This is a genomic window from Streptomyces sp. ISL-12 (genome assembly GCF_018614415.1).
Classification (GTDB): Bacteria; Actinomycetota; Actinomycetes; order Streptomycetales; family Streptomycetaceae; genus Streptomyces.
Map to the genome: position 1 here is coordinate 1 of NZ_JAGGOO010000003.1, position 23,380 is coordinate 23,380.

Sequence of the window (23,380 nt, forward strand, 5' to 3'; positions counted from 1 at the left end):
ACCCGACGCGCACAGCACCCCCATCACCCCCGCACAGCCACCAGCCGCCGACAAGGACCAGGCACCCCCGCCCGAGAAGCCGCCCCCCGGCGCCGGCCGGACCGCTCCCGGCGGAGCACCGGCCGACCCCACCGGAAGGACAGCATGACGACCGCGCCCCCTCCCCCGCTGCTCGGCGTGAGCGACCTGCGCGTCACCTTCCCCGGGCGGCACGGCGCCCCGCCGGCCCGGGCCGTGGACGGGGTCGGCCTCACCGTGCGGGCCGGCGAGATCGTGGCGCTGGTCGGCGAGTCGGGCTGCGGCAAGAGCACCCTCGCCCGGGCCCTGCTCGGACTGGTGCGACCGGCCTCGGGGCGGATCGAGTTCGCCGGGCGGCCGTTGGAGTACGGCGCACGTGCCCTCAAGGCCCACCGCAAGCGCGTCCAACTGGTGCTCCAGGACCCCAGCGGCTCGCTCAACCCCCGGCACACGGTGTACGAGGCGGTCGCCGAAGGGCTGCGCGTCCACGGGTACGCCGGTGACGAGAAGGAGGCCGTCACCGGGGCGCTGGCGCGGGCGGGACTGCGCCCGCCGGAACGCTTCCTGCTGCGCCACCCGCACGAACTCTCCGGCGGCCAGCGCCAGCGGGTGGTGATCGCGGGCGCGCTGGTCCTCGCGCCCGAACTGCTGGTCGCCGACGAGCCGGTGGCCTCGCTGGACGCGTCGGTGCGCGGCGAGATCCTGGCGCTGCTGCTGCGCCTGCGCGCCGACCTGGGGCTGGCCGCGCTGATCGTCACCCACGACTTGGGGCTGGCCTGGAACGTCGCCGACCGGGTGGCGGTGATGTACCTGGGCCGGATCGTGGAGACGGGCGAGGTCGAGCAGGTGCTGACGGCACCCCGGCACCCCTACACCCGGGCCCTGTTGTCGGTGCTGCCGGACACCCCGGGGGACCCGGTCGTGCTGTCCGGTGAGCCGCCCGACCCGTCCCGGGTTCCCTCCGGGTGCCGGTTCCGGGTCCGGTGCCCGGTCCTCGCGGACGGGGAGGCCGAGCGGGCGGGGGTCGCGGAGCGCTGCCACGGCGAGGACCCGTCCCTCACGGACGACGGCGCACGGAGCCGGGTCGCCTGCCACTGGGCCGCCGCCCGCGCCTGACGGGCAGCGGTCGGCGGGCTGACGGGCGGCGATCCGCGACTGACGCGCGGCGATCCGCGACTGACGCGCGGCGATCCGCGACTGACGCGCGGCGATCCGCGACTGACGCGCGGCGGCCCCGGAAAACACCGGTTCCCGGCACCTGGGGCAGGTGCCGGGAACCGGGGGAAGAACGGGATCAGGCCGCGTGCACGACGTCCTTCTCCTCGGCGAAGTGGCACGCCGACTCGTGCGCCGCCTGCGAGTTCTCGCCCTTGAACCGCTCGGGGACGGCCAGCAGCGGTGCCTCCTGCGCGCACTTGTCCTGCGCCTTCCAGCAGCGGGTGCGGAAGGAGCAGCCCGACGGCGGGTCGGCGGGCGAGGGCACGTCACCGGTGAGGATGATGCGCTCCCGGTGATCGCGCGACTCGGGGTCGGGCACGGGCACCGCGGAGAGCAGCGCCTGGGTGTACGGGTGCGTCGGGTGGTCGTAGATCTGCACGTCGGTGCCGATCTCCGCGATCTTGCCGAGGTACATGACGCCGACCCGGTCCGAGATGTGCCGGACGATGGACAGGTCGTGCGCGATGAAGATGTAGGAGAGGTCGAACTCGTCCTGGAGCTTCTCCATCAGGTTGATGACCTGGGCCTGGACGGACACGTCCAGCGCCGACACCGGCTCGTCGCAGATGATGATCTCCGGGTTGAGCGCGAGGCCGCGGGCGATGCCGATGCGCTGGCGCTGACCGCCGGAGAACTGGTGCGGATAGCGGTTGATGTACTCCGGGTTCAGGCCCACCACGTCCAGCAGCTCCTGCACCTTGCGCCGCCGGTCGCCCTTCGGAGCCACCTCGGGGTGGATGTCGAAGGTCTCGCCGATGATGTCGGCGACCGTCATGCGTGGGTTCAGCGAGGTGTACGGGTCCTGGAACACCATCTGGATGTTGCGGCGGACGGCCTTGAGCGCGCGCCCGGACAGCTTGGTGATGTCCTGGCCCTTGTAGAAGACCTCGCCCGCGGTGGCCCGCTCCAGGTTCATCAGGAGCTTGGCGACCGTGGACTTGCCGCAGCCGGACTCGCCGACGATGCCGAGGGTCTCGCCCTGGTAGAGGTCGAAGGAGACGCCGTCGACGGCCTTGACCGCGCCGACCTGCCGCTTGAACAGGACGCCCTGGGTCAGCGGGAAGTGCTTCTTGAGGTTGCGGACCTGGAGGATCGGCTCGCCCCGGTCCACCGGCTTGTCCAGCGCGACGACCGACGCCTCCTCGGTGGCCGCGTCGACGACCTCGACGTCCGTGACGTTCGGCGTGGCGTCCACGGCCTCGTCCTTCTTGATCTCAGCCATGGATCGTCTCCTTCCAGAAATGGCAGGCGCTGCGCCGGCCCGGCAGGGCGGAGCCGTCCCGCTCCGTCACCTCGAACAGGGCCGGGGTGTCGGTGCGGCAGATGTCCTGCGCCTTGGGGCAGCGCGGGTTGAACGCGCACCCCGACGGCGTCCTGAGCAGGTTGGGCGGCAGTCCCTTGATCGCGTACAGCTCCTGGCCCTTCTGGTCCAGGCGCGGGATCGAGTCCAGCAGCCCCCGGGTGTAGGGGTGCGCGGGGCGCTTGTACAGCTCGTGCACCGGGGCCTGCTCCACGATGCGGCCCGCGTACATCACGGCGATCTTGTCCGCCACGTCGGCGACGACGCCGAGGTCGTGGGTGATCAGGATCAGACCCATGTGGTACTCGCGCTGCAACTCGGCGAGCAGGTCCATCACCTGGGCCTGGACCGTCACGTCGAGGGCCGTGGTCGGCTCGTCGGCGATGATCAGGTCCGGTTCCAGGGCCAGCGCCATGGCGATCATGATGCGCTGGCGCATACCGCCGGAGAACTGGTGCGGGTAGTCGTCGACGCGGGCCGCGGCGGCCGGGATCTTCACCCGGTCCATCAGCTCGATGGCCTTGGCCTTGGCCTCCTTCTTGCTCATGCCCTGGTGGACCCGGAACATCTCGCCGAGCTGGTAGCCGACGGAGAGGACCGGGTTGAGGGACGACAGCGCGTCCTGGAAGATCATCGCGATCTTCGCGCCGCGCAGCCGGCGCCGCTCCTCGGCGTCCATCCGCAGCATGTCCTCGCCGCGGAACCGGATCTCGCCCTGCGGGATCTTCGCCGGGGGCATGTCCAGGATGCCCATGATGGCCTGCGCGGTGACGGACTTGCCGGACCCGGACTCGCCGAGCACGGCGAGGGTCTCACCCGCGGACACGCTGTAGTTGACGCCGTTGACGGCCCGGACGACGCCGTCCCGGGTGTGGAACTCGACGTGCAGGTCGCGCACTTCGAGCAGCGGCGCGTCGTCGGCGCCGCCGTCGGCCGGTCCCGGTACGGAAGCGGTCTGGTCGATGATGGTCACGTACGCCTCCCTCAGCGCTGCTTCGGGTCGAGGGCGTTGCGGACGGCCTCACCGAGCATGATGAACGCCAGCACCGTGATGCTGAGCATGATCGACGGGTAGAGCATGATGTACGCCGCGACCCGGATCTGGTTCTGGCCGTCGGAGATGTCGTTGCCCCACGAGGCGCCCTCCAGGCCGAGACCGAGGTACGACAGCGTGGCCTCGGCGCCGATGTAGACACCGAGCGCGATGGTGGCGACGACGATCACCGGGGCGATCGCGTTGGGCAGCACGTGCCGGAAGAGGATGCGCGAGGTGCTCGCGCCCAGCGCCTTGGCGGCCTGCACGTAGTCCTGCGACTTGACCGTGATCACCGAACCGCGCATGACGCGGGCGGTCTGCGTCCAGCCCAGGAAGGTCAGCGCGAGGATGACGATCGGGATGGACCGCTCGGTGAACGAGTTCAGCATCACCATCGTGCCGAGCAGGAACGGGATGCCGAAGAACATGTCGGTGATGCGGGAGAGCACCGCGTCGATCCAGCCGCCGAAGTAACCGGCGAGCATGCCCACCAGACCGCCGAAGACCGTGACGGCCAGGGTGGTACCGCCGCCGACCAGCAGCGAGGCGCGGGTGCCGTAGATGGCACGGGCGTACACGCTGCGGCCCTGGGCGTCGTACCCGAGCCAGTCGGCGCCGAAGATGTGCCCGTACTCGGGCTTCTGGAGGTAGTGCGCCGCGAGGTCCTTGGCGTCCGGGCTGGCGCTGGTGAACAGACCGGGGAACAGCGCGATCACGAGCAGCAGCAGGATCAGCACCGAGGAGACGATGAAGATCCAGTTGGTGCGCAGGTCGCGCCAGGCATCGCCCCACAGGCTGCGGGCCTTCTCCTGGCCGGCCTCGGGCAGGCGCCGGCCGTCCGGGGCGGCGGACGTCGCGGACTTCTCCGCGGAGGTCTTGGTCAGCTCAGGCATAACGGATCCTCGGGTCCAGGACCGCGTACAGCAGGTCGACGATGAGGCTGGTGACGAGGTAGACGAGGACCAGGACCGTGACCAGGCCGACCAGTGTCGTTCCCTCGCGGCGGGTGATGGCCTCCGCGATCGTGCCGCCGACGCCCTTGATGTTGAAGATGCGCTCGGTGACGATCGCGCCGCCCATCAGGGCACCGAGGTCGGTGCCGAGGAAGGTGACGACCGGGATGAGCGAGTTCCGCATCAGGTGGACACCGACGACCCGGCGCCGGGGCAGACCCTTGGCGATGGCCGTGCGCATGTAGTCGGACCGCATGTTCTCGGCGACCGAGGTCCGCGTCAGCCGCGCCACATAGGCCAGTGAGGCGCTGGCCAGCACGATGGCCGGCATCAGCATCTGCCCGATGTCGGTGTCGTCGTTCACCGAGGGGGCGCCGCCCGCGTTGGTGACCACCGTCTGCAGGATCAGGCCGAGCACGAAGACCGGCACCGAGATGAGCAGCAGGGTCAGGATGAGGATCAGCGTGTCGGCCGTCTTGCCGGCGCGCATGCCGGAGATCAGGCCGAGGATGATGCCGAGGGCGGCCTCGATGGCGAAGGCCAGGCCGGCCAGACGCAGCGTCACGGGGAAGGCGTCACCGAGGATCTCGGTGACCGGCCGGCCGCTGGCGATCTGGTTGCCGAAGTCGAAGTGAAGGACGATGCCCTTCATGTAGTCCAGGTACTGGACCATGATGGGCTTGTCGAGCCCGTACTCGTGCCGCAGGGCCTGCAGCACTTCCGGGCTCGCGCCCTTGTCCCCGAAGAGTCCGCGCACGGGGTCGCCGGGCAGCGCGTAGACCATCAGGAAAATCAGCAGAGTCGTCCCGATGAACACCGGGATCATCTGGAGCAGTCGTCGTATGACGTAGCGCCCCATGGTGCCTCCATGTCAGTTACAGCGGCAGGCCCTTTTCACCGCGCACGCCTGACGGTTCCTCGCGGACGTCCCGTACGTACCCGGTGAAAAGGGCCCCCCGGCCGACCGGCCGACACCGTGCCGCACCTGATGAGGTGCGGCACGGCACACGCTGTGATCAGCGGTTACTTCGTGACCTGAACGCCGGTCAGGATCGGGTCGCCGTCCTGGGCGTACTTGACGCCGGTGACCTTCTCCGAGTAGCCCGCGTTGACCTTGTAGTACCAGAGCGGGATGCTCGGCATGTACTCGGGAAGCTTCTTCTCGATCTCCTGGTAGAGCTTCTCCGACTCCTCCAGCGTGGCGGCGCTGTCGGCCTGCTCGATGAGCTTGTCGATCTCCGCGTTGGAGAAGCCGCCCTGGTTGCCGTCCGACTTGGTGCCGAACAGGTCCCGGATGAAGTTGGCGATGAAGGGGTAGTCGAGCACCCAGCCGGAGCGGTACAGCGACTTGACCTGCTTCGCGTCACGGGCGTTGGTGTCGGCCTGGAAGTCGGCCTTGGAGTCGCCGGTGCAGGCCACGCCGGTGGCGTTGGTGATGGAGCCGCAGACGGCCTCCACCCACTCCTTGTGACCGCCGTCCGCGTTGAACTGGATGGAGATCTTGTTGCCCGGGACGCCGCCACCCTCCTTGATGAGGGCCTTGGCCTTCTTCGGGTCGTACGTGGTGACGTCCCCGGCGGCGTTGTCCGTGTAACCGAGCACGCCCTTGGCGACCCAGCCGGTGGCCGGCTCACGGGTGCCCTGGAGGACGGTCTTGGTGATGGTGTCGCGGTCGATCGCCATCGACAGGCCCTGGAGGACCTTCGGGTCGATGTCCTTCCACTGCTTGGTGTAGAAGGCGACGGCGAGGGTCTGGATCGAGGACTGCGACTGGTCCACGGCGCGGTCGCCGAGGTCCTGCTTGTACACCGGCAGGTCACGCGGGGCGACCTGGCGCATCACGTCGAGGTTGCCGGACTTGAGGTCCTGGTAGGCCGTCTCCAGCTGGGCGTAGTTCTTGAAGATCACGCCGCCGTTCTTGGCCTTGTCGTCACCCTTGTAGTCGTCGTTGCGCTCGACCACGATCTGCTTCTTGTGGTCCCAGCTGACGAACTTGTAGGGGCCGTTGCCGACCGGCTTCTCACCGGCGGCGTCCGGGTCCTTGTAGAAGGACTCCGGCAGCGGGGAGAAGACCTCGTAGCCCAGCTTGTAGACGAAGTAGGGCAGCGCCTTGCTCAGCTCGATCGTGAAGGTGGTGTCGTCGACGGCCTTCAGACCGGACATCTCGTCGGCCTTGCCGCCGGAGATGTCGTCGTAGCCCTTGATGTCGGAGAACCAGAAGCTGTTGGTCTGCTTGTTGTCCGGGTTCGCGGCCCAGTTCCAGGCCTTGATGTAGGACTCGGAGGTGACCGGGGTGCCGTCGTGGAACTTCCAGCCCGCCTTCAGCTTGACCGTGAAGGTCTTGTTGTCCTTGGTGTCCACCGACTCGGCGTTCACCATGGTGATGTTGCCCTTGGAGTCGTAGTCGACCAGGCCCGAGAACAGCGAGTTGATGACGATGCTGCCGTTGGACTCCATGGTGTTGGCCGGCTGCAGCGGGTTCTGCGGCTCACCCACCTCGACGGAGAACGTGCCGTCCGGGTCGATCGCGGCCTTGCTGTCGCCCTCGTCGCCGCCGCCGCCACAAGCGGTCGCGCTCAGCGCCACAACCGCGGCTATCGCGACCCACTTGGCGCTCTTCGCACCGCGCATGGATTCCTCCTAGGAGACCAATGGTTCATCGCACGGGCAGGCCCGCGACACGACACCGTCACCGGTGCCTGAAAAGGTTGGGTGCCCGTCACTCGTGAGTCGGCGCCGCGGCTGCGGACGCCCCGCTCGATCGAGTTCTACGCGCCTAACTATCTGCCATCCCCCACAGCCGAACCACACCCCAAAGGTCTCGGTTCGATCACACCTGGCGCTAACTTCTTCCAAAATCCGGACAAACCCTTTGCAGAAAGATCCCTGCGAAACGGACTTGTTACACATCTATCGAGGGAAGGTGTCCGCATTGCGGACACTCGGGCACAGAAATCCGCTTGCCCGAACGTGCGGAACATGCGGTGTGCGAACCGTCGGTGACCGGACGCGTGCGCAACGGGGTGTGGGGCAACTCTCGTTCCCGTCGCGTCCCCCTGGACGGGACTCCGCGGGAGCCGTGAAACGGCGTCGGGCACCCCTGTCCGTGACAGGGGTGCCCGACGCTCGTCCGTGGTCCGGCGGCCGAGGCCGCCAGAAGGGGATCAGCCGTGCTTGGCGCGGCTCGCGGCGCGGGCGCGCTCGCGGGCGTCCAGGTTCACCTTGCGGATGCGCACGGCCTCCGGGGTGACCTCGACGCACTCGTCGTCGCGGCAGAACTCCAGCGACTGCTCCAGCGACAGCTTGCGCGGCGGGACGATCGCCTCGAAGGAGTCGGCCGAGGACGACCGCATGTTGGTGAGCTTCTTCTCCTTGGTGATGTTGACGTCCATGTCGTCGGCGCGGGAGTTCTCGCCGACGATCATGCCCTCGTACACCTCGGTGCCGGGCTCCGTGAAGAGCACGCCGCGCTCCTGGAGATTCGTCATGGCGAACGCGGTGACCGCGCCGGAGCGGTCGGCGACCAGCGAGCCGTTGTTGCGCGTGGTCAGCGTGCCGAACCAGGGCTCGTGGCCCTCGTGGATGGAGTGCGCGATGCCAGTGCCGCGGGTCTGGGTGAGGAACTCGGTACGGAAGCCGATCAGACCGCGGGAGGGGACGACGAACTCCATGCGGACCCAGCCGGAGCCGTGGTTGGACATGTTGTCCATGCGGCCCTTGCGGACGCCCATGAGCTGCGTGACCGCGCCCATGTGCTCCTCGGGCACGTCGATGGTCATCCGCTCGACGGGCTCGTAGGTCTTGCCGTCGACCTGCTTGGTGACGACCTGCGGCTTGCCGATGGTCAGCTCGAAGCCCTCGCGGCGCATCTGCTCGACCAGGATGGCCAGCGCCAGCTCACCGCGGCCCTGCACCTCCCAGGCGTCCGGGCGCTCGGTGTCCAGGACGCGGAGCGAGACGTTGCCGATCAGCTCGCGGTCGAGGCGGTCCTTGACCTGGCGGGCGGTGACCTTGCGGTCCTTGACGACCGCCTTGTTGTCCGCGCCCTTGCCGGTGGCGCCGCGGCCGACCAGCGGGGAGGTGTTGGTGCCGATGGTCATGGAGATCGCGGGCTCGTCCACCGTGATCAGCGGCAGCGGGACCGGGTTCTCCGGGTCGGCCAGGGTCTCGCCGATCATGATGTCCGGGATACCGGCGACGGCGCAGATGTCACCGGGGCCGGCCTTCTCGGCGGGCTTGCGGGTGAGCGCCTCGGTCATCATCAGCTCGGAGATCCGCACGTTCTGCGTGGATCCGTCGCGCTTGAGCCAGGCGACCGTCTGGCCCTTCTTCAGCTCGCCCTGGTGGACGCGGAGCAGCGCGATACGGCCGAGGAAGTTGTCGGCGTCCAGGTTCGTCACGTGGGCCTGGAGCGGCGCGTCCTCCTCGTAGGTGGGCGCGGGGATGTGCTGGAGGATCGTGGAGAAGAACGGCTCCAGGCTGTCGGAGTCGGCCGGGACCGTGCCGTCCTCCGGCTTGGTCAGCGAGGCGACGCCGTCGCGGCCGCAGGCGTAGACGATCGGGAACTCGATCTGCTCCTCGTCGGCGTCCAGGTCCAGGAAGAGGTCGTAGGTCTCGTTGACGACCTCGTCGATGCGGGCGTCGGGCCGGTCCGTCTTGTTGATGCACAGGATGATCGGCAGCCGCTGGGCGAGCGCCTTGCGCAGCACGAAGCGGGTCTGCGGCAGCGGGCCCTCGGAGGCGTCGACCAGCAGGACCACACCGTCCACCATCGACAGGCCGCGCTCGACCTCGCCGCCGAAGTCGGCGTGGCCCGGGGTGTCGATGATGTTGATGGTGATGACGTCGCCGCCATCCTTCGGGTGGTACTTGACCGCCGTGTTCTTGGCCAGGATCGTGATGCCCTTCTCACGCTCCAGGTCGTTCGAGTCCATCATGCGGTCGTCGACGGAGTCGAGCTGGTGGGCGGCGAAGGCACCGGCCTGCTTCAGCATGCCGTCGACGATCGTGGTCTTGCCGTGGTCGACGTGGGCGACGATGGCGACGTTGCGGATGTCGTGACGCGTTACGGACACAGCCATGTGCGGCGTACTCCCGGAGTGGTGAGGACGGCCAGGTCTGCTGCGCTGGCCTCGCCGGGCTGGTGACGCCACGGCCTTTTCCCTTCCATGGTACGGGGCTGACGGCAGTGGCCTTGTTCGACCCTGTGGGGACGGTCACGAGGACGGGGCCGGGGTCGGGGTCGCGGAGCGCTGTCCGCCCTGCGCGCCCTTCTTCAGGAAGCCCATGTCCTCGTAGACCGGGGTGGCGAAGCCGAAGGCGCCCGCGTTGGCGAGGTTCTCGCGGGCGACGGTGAGCTGGGGGCGCTGGTAGAGGGGGAGGGAGCCGGCCGCCGCCCAGATCCGGGAGTCGGCCTTGCGGATCAGGGACCGGGCCTCCTTCTCGTCCAGGGTGGCGATGGCCTGCTCGAAGAGCTGGTCGACCTGGTCGGTGCCGACCCGGGTGTAGTTCTGTTCGACGTTGAGGGAGCCGTCGGCGGCGGGGACGGGCTTGGCGTAGACGGGGCGGGCGTCGGTGGCCGGGAAGGCGGTGCCGGGCCAGGAGTAGAGCGCCAGGTCGTAGTCGCCGCCCGCGATGTGGTCCCGGAAGTAGCTCTCGTCGGGGACCTTGGTGATGTCGGTGCGGATGCCGATCCGGTCCAGCATGCGGCTGATCCGGTCGGCGACGGTGCGCAGCGTGCCGGAGCCGGGGCCGGAGGGGAGCACGAAGCGCAGGGTGAGCGGCTTGCCGTTCCTGGCCAGCGGCGCCGCGGCGCCGGCCGGGGCGGCGGTGCCCTTGGGGGCGTAGGCACCGGGGGCGCTGCCGTTGGCCTTGTTCTTCTCGCCGTCGCCGTTTCCGTGGCCGTTTCCGTCGCCGTCGCCCTCGCCCTTGCCGTCGCCGTTTCCGTGGCCGTTTCCGTCGCCGTCGCCCTCGCCCTTGCCGTCGCCGTTTCCGTCGCCGTCGCCCTTGCCGTCCTCCCCCACGATGTACGTACCGTCGTCGCCGCCCGGGGAGTCGCTCTCGGACGAGCTGCCCTCGCCCTCCTCGGCGCCGGCCGCCTCCTCCGCCTCCCCTTCCTTCTCCTTGTCCTTCTTCACGGGCCCCCCGGGCACCCACCCCGCGTCCGCGAGCAGCGCCCGCGCCTCCTTGACGTCCGGTTCGCCGAGCGCGCCGCTGCCGTCGGCGTAGGCGTCCTGGCCGGCCAGCGCGAGGTGGCTGCCGAGGGGCTCCGCCGGGAGGCCGAGGGGCTTCAGCACCGCCTCGGCCAGTTCCTCGCGGTCGACGGCGCGGGCGACGGCCCGGCGCACCCGTTCGTCGGCGAGGGGGCCGTCCGCCCCGTTGAGGGCGAGCTGGGTGTAGGCGGGCTCCAGCGACTTGCGGACCTCGAAGCCGCGCAGGGCGGCCCGCCGGCGTTCGGCCCGGGCGAGGGCCGCCCGCCGCTCCTCGCGGGCGAGCGTCTCCTCGTACGCGGCCTCCTCGTCGGAGCCGTGGGCGACGGCCCAGGAGCGCAGGGCGTCGGCGGCGGACCGCCCCTGGCCGCTCTCCGGACCGGAGAGGGATGCGGCGTCCTCGGCGGCGGTGGAGCCGAGCGGGTTGCCGGTGCCGGGCGGGGCGCCGGCCCGGCCGACCTCCCGGGCGGTGGCCGGGTCGACCTCGGCGAGGTCGAGCTTGCCGGCGGTCAGGGCCGCGGTCCGCTCGCCGCGCTCCACGGCGCGCAGCACGATCCGGGACAGCTTGGCCGGCTCGCCCCACCAGCGCGGATTGCGCCCGAGGACGACCTCGTCGGCCTCGCGGTCCACCTTCTGGACGGCGAACGGCCCGGCGGTGATCTTGAGCTTGCGCCGCGCTCCGTCGTTGAAGGCGTCCGGGGTGCCCATGACCTCCCTCGGGTACAGCGGCGTGAACAGGGAGCGCCAGTCGGCGTAGGGGCGGCGGAAGGTGACCTTGACCTCCAGGTCGTTCTTGCCCCGCTCGATCTTCTCGACGCGGTCGTAGCCGGCGTTGCGGGCGGTCCAGTAGGCGCTGTCCTTGCCGGACAGGGCACGCCACTGGGCGGCGAAGTCGGCGGCGCCGATCTCCCGGCCGTCGCTCCAGACGGCCTGCTGGTTGAGCTTGTAGAGCACGACCTGTCTTGGCTCGGTGGCGACCACCTCGGCGGACTCCAGGTAGTCGGGGTTGCGCACCGGGCGGCCGGTGGCGTCCATGCGGAACATGGAGGGCAGTACGGCCTGGGCGACCCGGGTGGTGGTGGCGTCGGCGTCGGACTGGAAGACGTTCAGCGTGTCCGGCACGGAGTCCGCCGCCCAGCGCAGGGTGCCGCCGTCGGCGATCCGGGCCCGGGCCGCGACGGCGGTGTCGGGACCGGCGAGCGGCTCGCCCGCGGGGTCCTCGGAGCTGCACCCGGCGAGGACGGGGACCGCGAGCGCGCCCGCGGTGAGGAAGGCGACCGAGCGCGTGCGGGCGCGTGGTCCGACGCCGACGTGGGACATCTGTCTACCTCCGGAGAGCCGCGGGCGTTGTGTTCACTTCTGGCGGTATATGGAGTTGATCATTTGTATTCAGACGTATGCGCCCACTGAAGAGGAATCGGTTCGGCAACGACCGGCGACACGTCGGCCCCGCTCCATAAGCTCACCCGCCCGGGGGAACGCGCGCCCGGGGGTGCGCCCGCGCGCCTCGGCCAATCGCTGCACGTCCCTTCACAGGGACAGGTGTGACGCGCGACACTCTCAGGCGCATGAACGTCGCCATCCCAGGCCGGCCGGTGTGGCCGCGTCCGACGGAAGTGAGGTCACGTCATGTCCGTGCACGACGAACTGACGACGATCCGGCGCTGCCTCGACGATCTGTCGCGGGCCGTGAGCCGGCTGGAACAGCGGATCGGCCGCGACGGTCTGGAGGTCCGGCGGGTCCGCACCGACGCCGGTCACCTGCGGGAGAGCGTCGCGCTGCTGCACGCTGCCGCCGCCGCGGGGGACGCGCCGATACCGCGGCCGGACCTCGTCACCATCTCCGACGCCCCGTACGACCTCACCCTGTGGACGGACTCGGACGACGAGGGACTGGGCGCCCGCGACCGGCGCGCCCCCTGACCCGACCGCATCCGACCGGACCCCACCGGAGTCGCCCAGTGGCCACTGGAACGGAACCACCCCCCACCGACCCCCGTCCCCGGCGCGGCGGCGTCCACGCCCCGGCGCGCGCCGCGATCAGCGCCCCGCACCTGCGCACCGACCGCTGGTGGCTGGCCCCCGCCGGCACCGCCGCCGGGCTGCTCGCGTTCATCGTGTACTCGACGTGGCGGGCGTTCGCCGACGCCGACTACTACGCGGCCCCCTACGTCTCGCCGTTCTACTCCCCGTGCCTGGCCGAGCGCTGCGCGCCGATGCGCTCCGGGCCCAACTGGGAGGTCTTCGGCGCCTGGTGGGGCATCTCCCCCGCGATCATCATCCTGGTCTTCCCGCTCGGCTTCCGGCTGACCTGCTACTACTACCGCAAGGCGTACTACCGCGGCTTCTGGGCCTCGCCGCCCGCCTGCGCGGTGGCCGAGCCGCACAAGAAGTACACCGGCGAGTCCCGCTTCCCCCTCGTCCTCCAGAACCTGCACCGCTACTTCTTCTACGCGGCGCTGCTGGTGGCGGGCATCCTCACCTACGACACGGTCCTCGCCTTCCGCGACGAGCACTACGCGTGGGGCCACATGGGCCTGGGCACCCTCGTCTTCCTGGTCAACATCGCGCTGATCTGGGCGTACACCCTGTCCTGCCACTCCTGCCGGCACATCGTCGGCGGCAAGCTCAAGCACTTCTCCAAGCACCCCGTGCGCTACCGCGCCTGGCAGTGGGTGGGCCGGCTCAACGCCCGGCACATGCAGCTCGCCTGGGCCTCCCTGGTGAGCGTGGCGCTCGCCGACTTCTACGTGTACCTGGTCGCGTCCGGCGCCTTCGACGATCCGAGGTTCTTTTGATGTCCGTGGTGGACCGGCAGGAGTGGGACGTCGTCGTGGTGGGCGCGGGCGGCGCCGGGCTGCGCGCCGCGATCGAGGCGCGCGAGCGGGGCGCCCGTACGGCGGTGATCTGCAAGTCGCTGTTCGGCAAGGCGCACACGGTGATGGCCGAGGGCGGCATCGCGGCGGCGATGGGCAACGCCAACGAGCGCGACAGCTGGCAGGTCCACTTCCGGGACACCCTGCGCGGCGGCAAGTTCCTCAACCAGTGGCGGATGGCCGAGCTGCACGCCAAGGAGGCCCCGGACCGGGTCTGGGAGCTGGAGACCTGGGGCGCTCTGTTCGACCGTACGAAGGACGGCCGGATCTCGCAGCGCAACTTCGGCGGCCACGAGTACCCGCGCCTGGCCCACGTCGGCGACCGCACCGGCCTGGAGCTGATCCGCACCCTCCAGCAGAAGGTCGTCGCCCTCCAGCAGGAGGACCACCGCGAGACCGGCGACTACGAGTCCCGGCTGAAGGTCTTCCAGGAGTGCACGGTCACCCGCGTGCTGAAGGACGGCTCACGTGTCTCGGGCGTCTTCGCCTACGAGCGCGAGACCGGCCGTTTCCTCGTCCTGGAGGCCCCCGCCGTGGTGATCGCCACCGGCGGCATCGGCAAGTCCTTCAAGGTGACGTCGAACTCCTGGGAGTACACCGGCGACGGGCACGCCCTCGCCCTGCTCGCGGGCGCGCCGCTGCTGAACATGGAGTTCGTGCAGTTCCACCCCACGGGCATGGTCTGGCCCCCGTCCGTGAAGGGCATCCTGGTCACCGAGTCGGTGCGCGGGGACGGCGGGGTGCTCAGGAACTCCGAGGGCAAGCGGTTCATGTTCGACTACGTCCCGGACGTCTTCAAGGAGAAGTACGCCGAGTCCGAGGCCGAGGCCGACCGCTGGTACGACGACCCGGACCACAACCGGCGTCCCCCCGAACTGCTCCCCCGCGACGAGGTCGCCCGCGCCATCAACAGCGAGGTGAAGGAGGGCCGGGGCTCCCCGCACGGCGGTGTCTTCCTCGACGTGTCGACGCGGATGCCCGCGGAGGTCGTCAAGCGGCGGCTGCCGTCGATGTACCACCAGTTCAAGGAGCTGGCCGACGTCGACATCACCGCGGAGGCGATGGAGGTCGGGCCCACCTGCCACTACGTGATGGGCGGCATCGCCGTCGACTCCGACACCGCCGCCGCGCGCGGGGTACCGGGGCTGTACGCGGCGGGTGAGGTGGCCGGCGGGATGCACGGCTCCAACCGGCTCGGCGGCAACTCCCTCTCCGACCTGCTGGTGTTCGGGCGGCGGGCGGGGTGGCACGCCGCCGAGTACGCGCTCGGCCGGGAGCGGCCCCGCACGGCCGAGGAGGACATCGGCTCGGCCGCCGCCGAGGCGCTGCGCCCGTTCTCGGCGGAGTCGGAGCCGGGGGAACCGGCCGGCGGGCCCCCGGAGAACCCGTACACCCTCCACCAGGAACTCCAGCAGACCATGAACGACCTGGTCGGCATCATCCGCCGGGAAGCCGAGATGGAGCGGGCCCTGGAGAAACTGGCCGAGCTGCGGGTACGGGCCCGGCGGGCCGGCGTCGAGGGGCACCGGCAGTTCAACCCGGGCTGGCACCTCGCCCTGGACCTGCGGAACATGCTGCTGGTCAGCGAGTGCGTGGCGCGGGCCGCGCTGGAGCGCACCGAGTCGCGCGGCGGCCACACCCGCGAGGACCACGCCGCGATGGACCGCCGGTGGCGCAACGTCAACCTGCTCTGCCGGCTGACCGACCCGACGGGCGGCCTGGCGGCGACGGACCCGGTGCGCGGCCAGATCACCCTGCACCGGGAGACCACCGACCCGGTCCGTCCCGACCTGCTCGCCCTGTTCGAGAAGGAAGAGCTGGCCAAGTACCTCGCCGACGAGGAGCTGTACCGATGAGCGGTTACGAGGCGCGGTTCCGGGTGTGGCGGGGCGACACCGGGGGCGGCGCGCTGGAGGACTTCACCGTCGAGGTGAACGAGGGGGAGGTGGTCCTCGACATCATCCACCGCCTCCAGGCCACCCAGGCCCCCGACCTGGCCGTCCGCTGGAACTGCAAGGCCGGCAAGTGCGGCTCGTGCTCCGCCGAGATCAACGGGCGGCCCCGGCTGCTGTGCATGACCCGGATGTCGGTCTTCACCCGCGAGGAGACGATCACCGTCACCCCGCTGCGCGCCTTCCCGGTCGTACGGGACCTGGTGACGGACGTCGGCTTCAACTACGCCAAGGCCCGCGAGGTCCCGGCCTTCGTGCCGCCCGCCGGGGTCGGTCCCGGCGAGTACCGGATGACGCAGGAGGACGTGGACCGGCCGCAGGAGTTCCGCAAGTGCATCGAGTGCTTCCTGTGCCAGGACACCTGCCATGTGGTCCGGGACCACGAGGAGAACAAACCGGCGTTCGCGGGCCCGCGCTTCCTGATGCGGGTCGCCGAACTGGACATGCACCCGCTGGACGCGGCCGAGTCCAGCGGTCTGGACCGCAAGAAGACCGCCCAGGACGAGCACGGCCTCGGCTACTGCAACATCACCAAGTGCTGCACGGAGGTCTGCCCCGAGGGCATCAGGATCACGGACAATGCGCTGATCCCCTTGAAGGAGCGGGCCGTCGACCGCAAGTACGACCCGCTGGTCTGGCTCGGCTCGACGATCAGGAGGCGCCGGGAGCGCTGACCCAGCCCTCGCGGTACGCCCGCCAGTCGGCCTCGGTCGCGGCGAAGTCGACGTACAGGGCGACGCCGAAGTTCTCCCGGCCGGGGTCCGTGCGGGACAGGCCGAGGCGGACGCCGCGCACGGCGGCGGGGACGGTCTCGGCGTGGCCCCAGTGGGAGGGGTCGCTCTCGTAGTAGAAGGGCAGGCCCATCAGCAGGTCGGTGGTGGGCGGGGTGACCTCCAGGGCGAGCGAGGTCTGCCGGGCCACATAGCCGCCGTAGGTGCTTTGCAGGGGCTGCGCGGTGTCGTACGACATGACGGCGATCTGGTCGACCCGGCGGGCGACCTGGCCGAAGTACTCCTGCGACCACCACTTGGGGTGGCCGGTGAGGGCGCCGGCGACGGAGTGCAGGGCCGGCAGCGGGTCGATCTGGTGGGCGGCCACGGAGAGTACGACGTTGCGCGCGTCCGTCACCCGGCGCACGGCGTCGAGGAGGGCGAGGTAGCCGCCGTTGCCGGAGCGGGCGGGTTCCAGGTCGAAGTGGACGCCGTCGAAGCCCTCGTCGAGGATCTGCCCGGCCGAGCGGACGACGGCGGCACGGGTCCCGGCCCGCTCCAGCCGCATGCCGTCCGGGGTCTCGGTGGCGAGGACGTCGCCGAGCCAGGCGTGCACGCGGACGCCGGGCAGTTCCTCGTGGACGGCGTCGGTCAGCCAGTGGGCCTTCGGGTAGCGGCCGCGGGGGAGGGTGCCGTCGTGTTCCAGGGGGCCGGTGTGGACGTAGAGGTCGCGGATGCCGGTGGTGGCGAGCCGTCGGCCGAGGGCGGCGAGGTCGGCGTCCGTCTTCCGCCCGTCGACCCAGGCGTGACCGAGCCAGACGGCGTCCTGGTGCCGGGTCCGGGTGCCGTCGGCCGGGTCGCCGGCGTAGCTGACGCGCAGGGCGGCCTGGGTGGCGAGGACGGGGACGAGGAGGACGAGGGCGAGCACCAGGGCGGTACGGCGCAGGCGGCGGAGCCAGGGTCTTCGGGGGGTGTCGGGGGTGGGGGCCTCGGGCTCACGGGCACCGGGGGTGTCGGGCTCGCACGCCTCGGGGGTGGGGGCCTCGGGCTCACGGGCACCGGGGGTGTCGGGCTCGCACGCCTCGGACTCACGGACCACGGAGTCACGCGCCCCGGACTCACGAACCACGCACTCACGGACCACGCACTCACGCGCCCCGGACTCACGGACCTCGGACTCACGGACCACGGACTCACGCGCCCCGGACTCACGGACCTCGGACTCACGCGCCCCGGGAACCTCGGTCTCCGTGGCCTCGGCGGGCGCGGGCGCCTCCGTCCGCTGTCCCCGGCGCGGGGTGCCCGTGCCGTCGGTCGGCTGTTCCATGCCGCGCCCTCCGTCGCCCGCCCCGGTGGCAGGTGTCACCGGCGGGGACGACGGACGCGGCGGTACCGGTTGCGGCCCGGGACACGGCCCCGGCGGGACCGGCACCGGCTCAGAACAGGCTGAGCAACGCCTCCGCCGGGTCCGGCAGGCCGGAGTCGCCGCCCGGCAGCGGGAGTTCGAACCACACCGTCTTGCCGCGCGGCGTACGCCGTGACCCCCACGCGGCGCTGAGCAGCCCGACCAGTTGCAGGCCCCGGCCGCCCTCGTCGGTGTCGCGGGCGCGGCGGCGGCGCGGCTGGACCAGGCCCGAGTCCCAGACCTCGCAGACCAGGGTGCGGTCGAGCAGGAGGCGGAGCCTGATCTCGCCCTCGCCGTACCGCAGGGCGTTGGTGACCAGTTCGCTCACCAGCAGTTCCGTGGTGTCGACGAGCGGTTCCAGGTCCCACTCGGTCAGCTGGGCGCGGGCGTACTCCCGGGCCCGGCCCACGCTGCGCGGCTCGCGCGGCAGCGCCCAGTCGCCGACGGACTCTGCGGGCAGCCCCTGCACCCGGGCCATGAGCAGCGCGATGTCGTCCTCGCCGTGGTGCGAGTCGAGGGTGTGCAGGACGTGGTCGCAGACGTCCTCCAGGTCCCGGTGGGTGTTGGCGCGGGGCGGCGCGGCCGAGGGGCGGGCCGGGCCGGTCAGCGCGCCGACGAACGCCTGGAGCCCTTCGTCCAGCGGGTGGTCGCGGCTCTCGACGAGTCCGTCGGTGTAGAGCGCGAGCAGGGCGCCCTCGGGGAGTTCGACCTCCACCTCCTCGAAGGGCTCCCCGCCGACGCCGAGCGGCAGCCCGGGCGGTACGTCCAGCATCAGGGCGGGCTCGCCCGGCTCGACCAGGACGGGCGGCAGGTGCCCGGCGTTGGCGAAGGTGCAGCGCCGGGTGACGGAGTCGTAGACGGCGTAGACGCAGGTCGCGAGGTACACCTCGGAGAGGTCGGCCTCGCGGGGCCGGCGGGCGGACCGGGTGGCCTGCCGGACACCGCCCGCGAACGCCTGCGAGGGGCCGCCGGGGGCGCCGAGACCCCGGGCAATCTCGTCCAACTGGGCGAGGACCTCGGCCGGTTCGAGGTCGAGCTGGGCCAGCGTCCGTACGGCGGTGCGCAGTTCGCCCATCGCGACGGCGGCCCGCAGCCCGCGGCCCATGACGTCGCCGACGACCAGCGCGGTGCGGTGCCCGGGGAGTTCGATGACGTCGAACCAGTCGCCGCCGACCTCGCTGGGCCGGCCGGTGGCCGCGTTGCCGGGCAGGTAGCGGCAGGCGATGTCGAGGCCGGACGCCTCCGGGTCGCCGGGCGGCAGCAGGGACCGCTGGAGTATCAGCGCCCGCTCGTGCTCGCGGCGGTAGAGGCGGGCGTTGTCGATGCAGACGGCGGCGCGGGCGGCCAGTTCCACGGCGAGCCCGCGGTCGCGGTCGCCGAACGGCTCGCTGCCCTTGGTCCGGGCGAACTGCGCGAGGCCCACCACCGTGTCGTGGGCGACCATCGGCACGGCGAGCGTGGACTGCACCAGGCCGCCCTCCTCGGCCGGGACGGTGCGCGGGCGGCCGGTGCGCAGGGCGTCGGCGCAGGGCGAGGTGAAGGGGTAGTGGTGGACGGCGCCGACCTGGACACGCGTCCCGGTGCCGAGGAAGGGCACGTCGGCGACGGCGCTGGCGTAGGCGACGCGGCGCAGTTCGGCGCTGCCGTCGGCGAGGCCGGGCGGTGTCTCGTCGCCGGTCAGCAGGCCCTGGTAGAGGTCGACGGTGGCCAGGTCGCAGAAGCCGGGGACGACGACGTCGAGGAGTTCGCGGGCGGTGGTCTCCAGGTCGAGGGAGGTGCCGATGCGGGCGCCGGCGTCGTTGAGGAGGGCGAGGTTGCGCCGGGCGGCGGCGGCCTCGCGGGCGGCGGCGCGGCGGGCGGTGATGTCCGTGCCGAGCCAGGCGACCCCGATGGGGCGGCCCGAACCGCTGTGCACCCGGTACAGGTTGACCGACCAGTGGCGGCGCTCGTCGGAGCCCGGCCGGAAGCCGGTGACGTGCATGTCGGTGATGGACTCGCCGGTCTCCAGCACCCGGCGCAGGGTCGCGGTGACCCGGTCGCCCTCGCCGCGCGGCAGGTAGTCGTGGACGCCCCGGCCGCGGTGGTCCTCGGGGGTGCCGCCGAAGACGGAGGCGAACCGCTGGTTGGCCCGGCGCACCTTCAGTTCGGGGTCGATCAGCAGGAATCCGAACGGAGATTGGCCGAAAATGGACTGCGAGGCGGCGAGGTCGGTCTCGATGCTGCGCAGGGTGCGGACGTCGACGACGATGCAGACGGCGGCCTTCTCGCCGTCCCGGGTCCGGGTCGGCATGACGTAGACCTCGGCGAGACCGCGCTTGCCGCACTCCCCGCCCTCGCCGTGCGGGACCCGGAAGGGGACGACGCCGGTCCACTCGCGTCCGTCGAGGATCTCGGCCATCTTGCGCTGGCCGCGCTCGCGCAGGTCGGGGTCGATGAAGACGTCGATGGGGTCGGTGCCGAGGGCCCGTTGCGCGGGGATGCCGAAGAGCTGCTCGGCGCGCAGACTCCACTGGTCCACCAGCCCGTCGGGCCCGATGGAGAAGGAGGCGACCTTGATGTAGTCGTAGATGGAGCCGGGCGGACTGCTCTGCCACATGGTGTCGCCGGGCAGGGTCTCGTCCCGGCCCGCGGACACCCGGCCCGCGGACACCTGTCCCGCGGACACCTGTCCCGCGGGCGCCACGGCCTCGCCCGCGGCGCCGGGCCGCACGCCGTCCGGCGCGCCCTCGGTCTCCTTGGACCCCTCGGACACCATGGGTTCCTCGGGCGCCTTGGACACCTTGGGCGCCTTGGACCCCGTGGCCCTCGCTGGTATCTCGCTCACGCGAACCGTCCCCTCCAGCTCACCGCGTCCGGCACCGGTCACCGGGGGCGGCTGTCCGCAGTATCCAGCACTACGGCGCCGCACAACACGGTGTTCACGATCACAGCACGGTCCCTGTGCTTTCCGGACCGGACCGTGACAACACTTCCAGTCTTCTAACCAGCGGACACGTCATCGAACCACGTACTTCGGCAACGGTGGGTGTCACGGGCGCACCGATACGGAGCGTGACGGGCGCTCACCCGGTCGGGGCGAGTTCGAACCACACCGTCTTGCCCGCCGCCCCCGGCCGCGTTCCCCAGCGGCGGGCGGCGGTGGCGACCATGTGCAGGCCCCGGCCGCTCTCGTCCTCGGGCCGGACGGGCCGCTCGTGGGGCAGGTCGGGGAGCGGGTCGGAGACCTCCACGCGCAGTACGCCGTCCGGCCCGTCGGGCGCCACCAGCCGGACTCCGATGGGGCCGGTGGCGTGCCGCAGGGCGTTGGTGACCAGTTCGCTGACGAGCAGGACGGTGATGTCGCCGACGCCGTCGAGGCCCCAGTCGCTCAGCCGGCCGCGCACCAGGGAGCGGGCGGCGCCGACGGCGTCCGGTTCCGCGGGGAAGACCCACTCGGCGCAGTCGCCTTCGGTGCCGATCACTCCGCTCACTCCCCGGCCACTGGAGACCCACTCACGTCCGTCCGTTTTCGTGAGGTTAGTGGGCCCATACCCGATTTGCCGCGTCGAGTACCGCCCGAAGGGGCGCACTGTGGCACGGACGGCGTAGGGGGCACGCCCCGGATCGCACAGGGGGCGCCCACCGGGTCACACGAGGAGTACGCGAGAGGGTGCGCGCCGGATCACGCCGCGCCGGACTCCCCCGGCGTCCCGAGGTGGGCGAGCACCCGGCGGACGGCCGGCACGTCCTGGTCGAGCCAGGGCACGTCCCAGATCTCGGCGGATGTCAGCCAGCGCAGTTCGTCGTGGTCCTGGAGCGGCTCGGGGGCGGCGGAGCCGGGGAGCAGGTGCGCGGTCCATACCTCCAGGACGTACGGGGATCTCAGCGGCCACCGTCCCGGAACCCGGTCACCGGTCCGGACGTCCACACCGAGTTCCTCGCGCAGTTCCCGCACGAGCGCGGCCTCGGGCGTCTCGCCCTCCTCCACCTTGCCGCCGGGCAGCTCCCACCGTCCGGCGAGTCCGGCCGGCGCGCTGCGGCGCGCGGCGAGCAGGCGCCCGCCGTCGAACAGGGCGGCCCCGACCACGATCCGTTCCGTCATGCGCCGGAGCCTACGGGAGGGCACGCGGCCCCCGTGCGCGACCGGCGACGCGGGGCCACGCCCGGCCGGCGTCACCGGGCGTGACCCACCGGCACCTCGGCGCTCGGCCGGTCGGCATCGTGGGCCCCGTCGGCCGGCCCTCGCCGGTCAGCCGTCGTCAACCGGCGGCCGTCAGTCGGCCGCGGTGCCGTTCTGTCCGATCCGCTCGACCCAGTACATCTGCTGGGCGCCGCGGCCCCCGAGGCTGTCCGCGATCTTCTGGGCCTCGGCCCGGGTCGCGTACCTGCCCACCCGGTAGCGATGGCCGTTGTCGTCCTGCCGCACGACAAGCCAGGGGAGAGTGACCGTGCCGTCATTCATCGCGCCCCTCCACTTCGCGCCCATGGCTGTGCCGCACCCCACCCGCCAAGGAAACCGCAGTCCGCATATGCCCGACCTTACGCCCTACCTTCACGCACCGAATACGGCTTTTTACAAAGAGGTATGCGACCGGCCAGGACGCGGGGGCGTGCAGCGCCGAACGCGCCCCGGCCGGGCGTCGGCGTATCGGATCGGGGTGTCCGCCGGGCCCGTCGGGCCCACCTGCGGGAACGGCCGGATCGCCCCGTCGCCGCCGGGAGCGGCGGGCCTCAGCGAGGCAGGGACGGCACGCCTCGAAGGGGCGCGAGAGGCGCGGGCGGCGTGCGCCATCTCACACCGGCGCCCTGGACGCCGTACGTCCCGTACGTCCGCCCTCGGAACGGGGCTACTTCACCGGCAGGTGGTACGCCACCCGGAACCGGTCCGCCAGGACCACCACGTCGGCCGTCTCGACCGCGAGGCCGGAGGCGTAGAACGTGCGCTGGACGACCAGGACGACATGGCCGGGGACCCCGCCCAGGGTGAGCAGTTCCTCCGCGAGGCCGGGGCGGGCGCCGACCTCCTCGGTGACGTTGTCCACGACGATGTCGATGGCGGCCATGCGCTCGACGACGCCCATCCCGCCGAGGGGACCCTCCTCGGGCAGCATCACGGGCGTGCGGCCGGTGACGGCGAGCGGCTCCCAGGAGGTGGAGAGCATCACCGCGTCGCCACCCTCGCGGAAGACGTACTTGGTGCGCATCACGCGCTCGCCGGGCTTGATGCCGAGCCGATCGGCGACGCCGACGCCCGCCTCGGTCTGCTCGCTGCTGGACTCCCAGGTGCCGCGCACCTCGGCGTCGGCCTGCTCCTGCCGGTAGGGCGTGGCCCCGCCGGCCGGCCGGTAACCGGAACGGGCGATGCGCCGGGGCACCGGACGCTCGCGCACATACGTCCCCGAGCCGGAGCGGCCCTCGACCAGGCCCTCGGCCATGAGGACCTTGCGGGCCTCCAGCGCGACGGTGTCCGAGACGCCGTACTCCTCGCGGATCCTGGCCTGGGAGGGCAGGCGGGTGTGGGGCGGCAGCAGGCCGTCGACGATCTTCTTGCGCAGATCCCCCGCGACACGCAGATACGCCGGCTGCTCACCGAATGTCACTGGCCGCTCTCCCATCAGGTTGTACAGACAGCAACAGCGTGGCAACCGTAGGTTGTACCAGGCAAGCAAAGGCCAGAGAATCACTCGATGTGATGACATACGGCGGCGACGGGTTTTGCCCAGG

Annotated in this window: 18 protein-coding genes; 5 read left to right on the forward strand and 13 right to left on the reverse strand. The window is 71.4% G+C overall.

What is annotated here, in order from left to right; genetic code table 11:
• Positions 1-144 precede the first annotated feature (144 nt).
• Positions 145-1,134, forward strand: a complete 990-nt coding sequence (locus J7I94_RS00490) for an ABC transporter ATP-binding protein (RefSeq protein WP_215164406.1) — start codon at positions 145-147, stop codon at positions 1,132-1,134.
• Between the two features lie 178 nt (positions 1,135-1,312).
• Here J7I94_RS00490 and J7I94_RS00495 read toward each other — a convergent pair whose 3' ends face one another.
• From J7I94_RS00495 to J7I94_RS00525, 7 genes are all read right to left on the reverse strand, one after another.
• The gene (locus J7I94_RS00495) at positions 1,313-2,458 is read right to left on the reverse strand and encodes an ABC transporter ATP-binding protein (protein ID WP_215164407.1); all 1,146 of its coding nucleotides are present in this window, start codon (positions 2,456-2,458) and stop codon (positions 1,313-1,315) included.
• A complete protein-coding gene (locus J7I94_RS00500) occupies positions 2,451-3,509 on the reverse strand; it encodes an ABC transporter ATP-binding protein (RefSeq protein ID WP_215164408.1) in 1,059 nt (352 codons plus the stop codon). The genes J7I94_RS00495 and J7I94_RS00500 overlap by 8 nt, the downstream gene beginning before the upstream one ends.
• An 11-nt stretch (positions 3,510-3,520) precedes the next feature.
• The gene (locus J7I94_RS00505) at positions 3,521-4,465 is read right to left on the reverse strand and encodes an ABC transporter permease (protein ID WP_215164409.1); all 945 of its coding nucleotides are present in this window, start codon (positions 4,463-4,465) and stop codon (positions 3,521-3,523) included.
• Positions 4,458-5,384 (reverse strand): ABC transporter permease, encoded by a 927-nt coding sequence (locus tag J7I94_RS00510; RefSeq protein WP_215164410.1) that lies wholly within the window; start codon positions 5,382-5,384, stop codon positions 4,458-4,460. Before J7I94_RS00510 ends, J7I94_RS00505 begins: the two co-directional genes overlap by 8 nt.
• A 164-nt stretch (positions 5,385-5,548) precedes the next feature.
• Positions 5,549-7,156, reverse strand: a complete 1,608-nt coding sequence (locus J7I94_RS00515; protein ID WP_215164411.1) for an ABC transporter substrate-binding protein — start codon at positions 7,154-7,156, stop codon at positions 5,549-5,551.
• A 533-nt stretch (positions 7,157-7,689) separates the two neighbouring features.
• A complete protein-coding gene (gene typA / locus J7I94_RS00520; protein ID WP_215164412.1) occupies positions 7,690-9,606 on the reverse strand; it encodes a translational GTPase TypA in 1,917 nt (638 codons plus the stop codon).
• A gap of 135 nt (positions 9,607-9,741) precedes the next feature.
• Entirely contained in the window at positions 9,742-12,054 is a 2,313-nt protein-coding gene (locus tag J7I94_RS00525) for an ABC transporter family substrate-binding protein (RefSeq protein WP_215164413.1), read from the reverse strand.
• 309 nt (positions 12,055-12,363) lie between these two features.
• Here J7I94_RS00525 and J7I94_RS00530 point away from each other — a divergent pair, with 309 nt between their 5' ends.
• The 4 genes from J7I94_RS00530 to J7I94_RS00545 are packed head-to-tail and all read left to right on the forward strand — an operon-like array spanning position 12,364 to position 16,236.
• Positions 12,364-12,657 (forward strand): hypothetical protein, encoded by a 294-nt coding sequence (locus J7I94_RS00530; RefSeq protein ID WP_215164414.1) that lies wholly within the window; start codon positions 12,364-12,366, stop codon positions 12,655-12,657.
• A 38-nt stretch (positions 12,658-12,695) separates the two neighbouring features.
• The gene (locus J7I94_RS00535) at positions 12,696-13,532 is read left to right on the forward strand and encodes a hypothetical protein (RefSeq protein WP_215164415.1); all 837 of its coding nucleotides are present in this window, start codon (positions 12,696-12,698) and stop codon (positions 13,530-13,532) included.
• Positions 13,532-15,466, forward strand: a complete 1,935-nt coding sequence (locus J7I94_RS00540; protein WP_215164416.1) for a fumarate reductase/succinate dehydrogenase flavoprotein subunit — start codon at positions 13,532-13,534, stop codon at positions 15,464-15,466. The genes J7I94_RS00535 and J7I94_RS00540 overlap by 1 nt, the downstream gene beginning before the upstream one ends.
• A complete protein-coding gene (locus J7I94_RS00545) occupies positions 15,463-16,236 on the forward strand; it encodes a succinate dehydrogenase/fumarate reductase iron-sulfur subunit (RefSeq protein ID WP_215164417.1) in 774 nt (257 codons plus the stop codon). The genes J7I94_RS00540 and J7I94_RS00545 overlap by 4 nt, the downstream gene beginning before the upstream one ends.
• On the opposite strand, the gene J7I94_RS00550 is transcribed toward J7I94_RS00545, so the two are convergent.
• From J7I94_RS00550 to J7I94_RS00575, 6 genes are all read right to left on the reverse strand, one after another.
• Positions 16,214-17,599, reverse strand: coding sequence for a glycosyl hydrolase family 18 protein (locus J7I94_RS00550; protein ID WP_215164418.1), 1,386 nt, complete (start codon positions 17,597-17,599; stop codon positions 16,214-16,216). The two genes, J7I94_RS00545 and J7I94_RS00550, sit on opposite strands and share 23 nt — an antisense overlap.
• Before the next feature lie 109 nt (positions 17,600-17,708).
• A complete protein-coding gene (locus J7I94_RS00555) occupies positions 17,709-20,543 on the reverse strand; it encodes a SpoIIE family protein phosphatase (protein WP_215164419.1) in 2,835 nt (944 codons plus the stop codon).
• Positions 20,544-20,739: 196 nt separating this feature from the next.
• Positions 20,740-21,147, reverse strand: a complete 408-nt coding sequence (locus J7I94_RS00560) for an ATP-binding protein (RefSeq protein WP_215164420.1) — start codon at positions 21,145-21,147, stop codon at positions 20,740-20,742.
• 191 nt (positions 21,148-21,338) lie between these two features.
• Entirely contained in the window at positions 21,339-21,758 is a 420-nt protein-coding gene (locus J7I94_RS00565) for a (deoxy)nucleoside triphosphate pyrophosphohydrolase (protein WP_215164421.1), read from the reverse strand.
• Between the two features lie 171 nt (positions 21,759-21,929).
• Positions 21,930-22,118, reverse strand: a complete 189-nt coding sequence (locus J7I94_RS00570) for an SPOR domain-containing protein (protein ID WP_215164422.1) — start codon at positions 22,116-22,118, stop codon at positions 21,930-21,932.
• Between the two features lie 385 nt (positions 22,119-22,503).
• A complete protein-coding gene (locus J7I94_RS00575) occupies positions 22,504-23,256 on the reverse strand; it encodes a GntR family transcriptional regulator (RefSeq protein ID WP_215164423.1) in 753 nt (250 codons plus the stop codon).
• Positions 23,257-23,380 lie beyond the last annotated feature (124 nt).

What these genes read in the sequence shown, in the direction of transcription:
- J7I94_RS00490 (WP_215164406.1), top strand. Translation starts at nt 145, where the DNA reads ATGACGACCGCGCCCCCTCCCCCGCTGCTCGGCGTGAGCGACCTGCGC.
- J7I94_RS00495 (WP_215164407.1), bottom strand. Translation starts at nt 2,458, where the DNA reads ATGGCTGAGATCAAGAAGGACGAGGCCGTGGACGCCACGCCGAACGTC.
- J7I94_RS00505 (WP_215164409.1), bottom strand. Translation starts at nt 4,465, where the DNA reads ATGCCTGAGCTGACCAAGACCTCCGCGGAGAAGTCCGCGACGTCCGCC.
- J7I94_RS00510 (WP_215164410.1), bottom strand. Translation starts at nt 5,384, where the DNA reads ATGGGGCGCTACGTCATACGACGACTGCTCCAGATGATCCCGGTGTTC.
- J7I94_RS00515 (WP_215164411.1), bottom strand. Translation starts at nt 7,156, where the DNA reads ATGCGCGGTGCGAAGAGCGCCAAGTGGGTCGCGATAGCCGCGGTTGTG.
- typA (WP_215164412.1), bottom strand. Translation starts at nt 9,606, where the DNA reads ATGGCTGTGTCCGTAACGCGTCACGACATCCGCAACGTCGCCATCGTC.
- J7I94_RS00525 (WP_215164413.1), bottom strand. Translation starts at nt 12,054, where the DNA reads ATGTCCCACGTCGGCGTCGGACCACGCGCCCGCACGCGCTCGGTCGCC.
- J7I94_RS00530 (WP_215164414.1), top strand. Translation starts at nt 12,364, where the DNA reads ATGTCCGTGCACGACGAACTGACGACGATCCGGCGCTGCCTCGACGAT.
- J7I94_RS00540 (WP_215164416.1), top strand. Translation starts at nt 13,532, where the DNA reads ATGTCCGTGGTGGACCGGCAGGAGTGGGACGTCGTCGTGGTGGGCGCG.
- J7I94_RS00545 (WP_215164417.1), top strand. Translation starts at nt 15,463, where the DNA reads ATGAGCGGTTACGAGGCGCGGTTCCGGGTGTGGCGGGGCGACACCGGG.
- J7I94_RS00550 (WP_215164418.1), bottom strand. Translation starts at nt 17,599, where the DNA reads ATGGAACAGCCGACCGACGGCACGGGCACCCCGCGCCGGGGACAGCGG.
- J7I94_RS00565 (WP_215164421.1), bottom strand. Translation starts at nt 21,758, where the DNA reads ATGACGGAACGGATCGTGGTCGGGGCCGCCCTGTTCGACGGCGGGCGC.
- J7I94_RS00570 (WP_215164422.1), bottom strand. Translation starts at nt 22,118, where the DNA reads ATGAATGACGGCACGGTCACTCTCCCCTGGCTTGTCGTGCGGCAGGAC.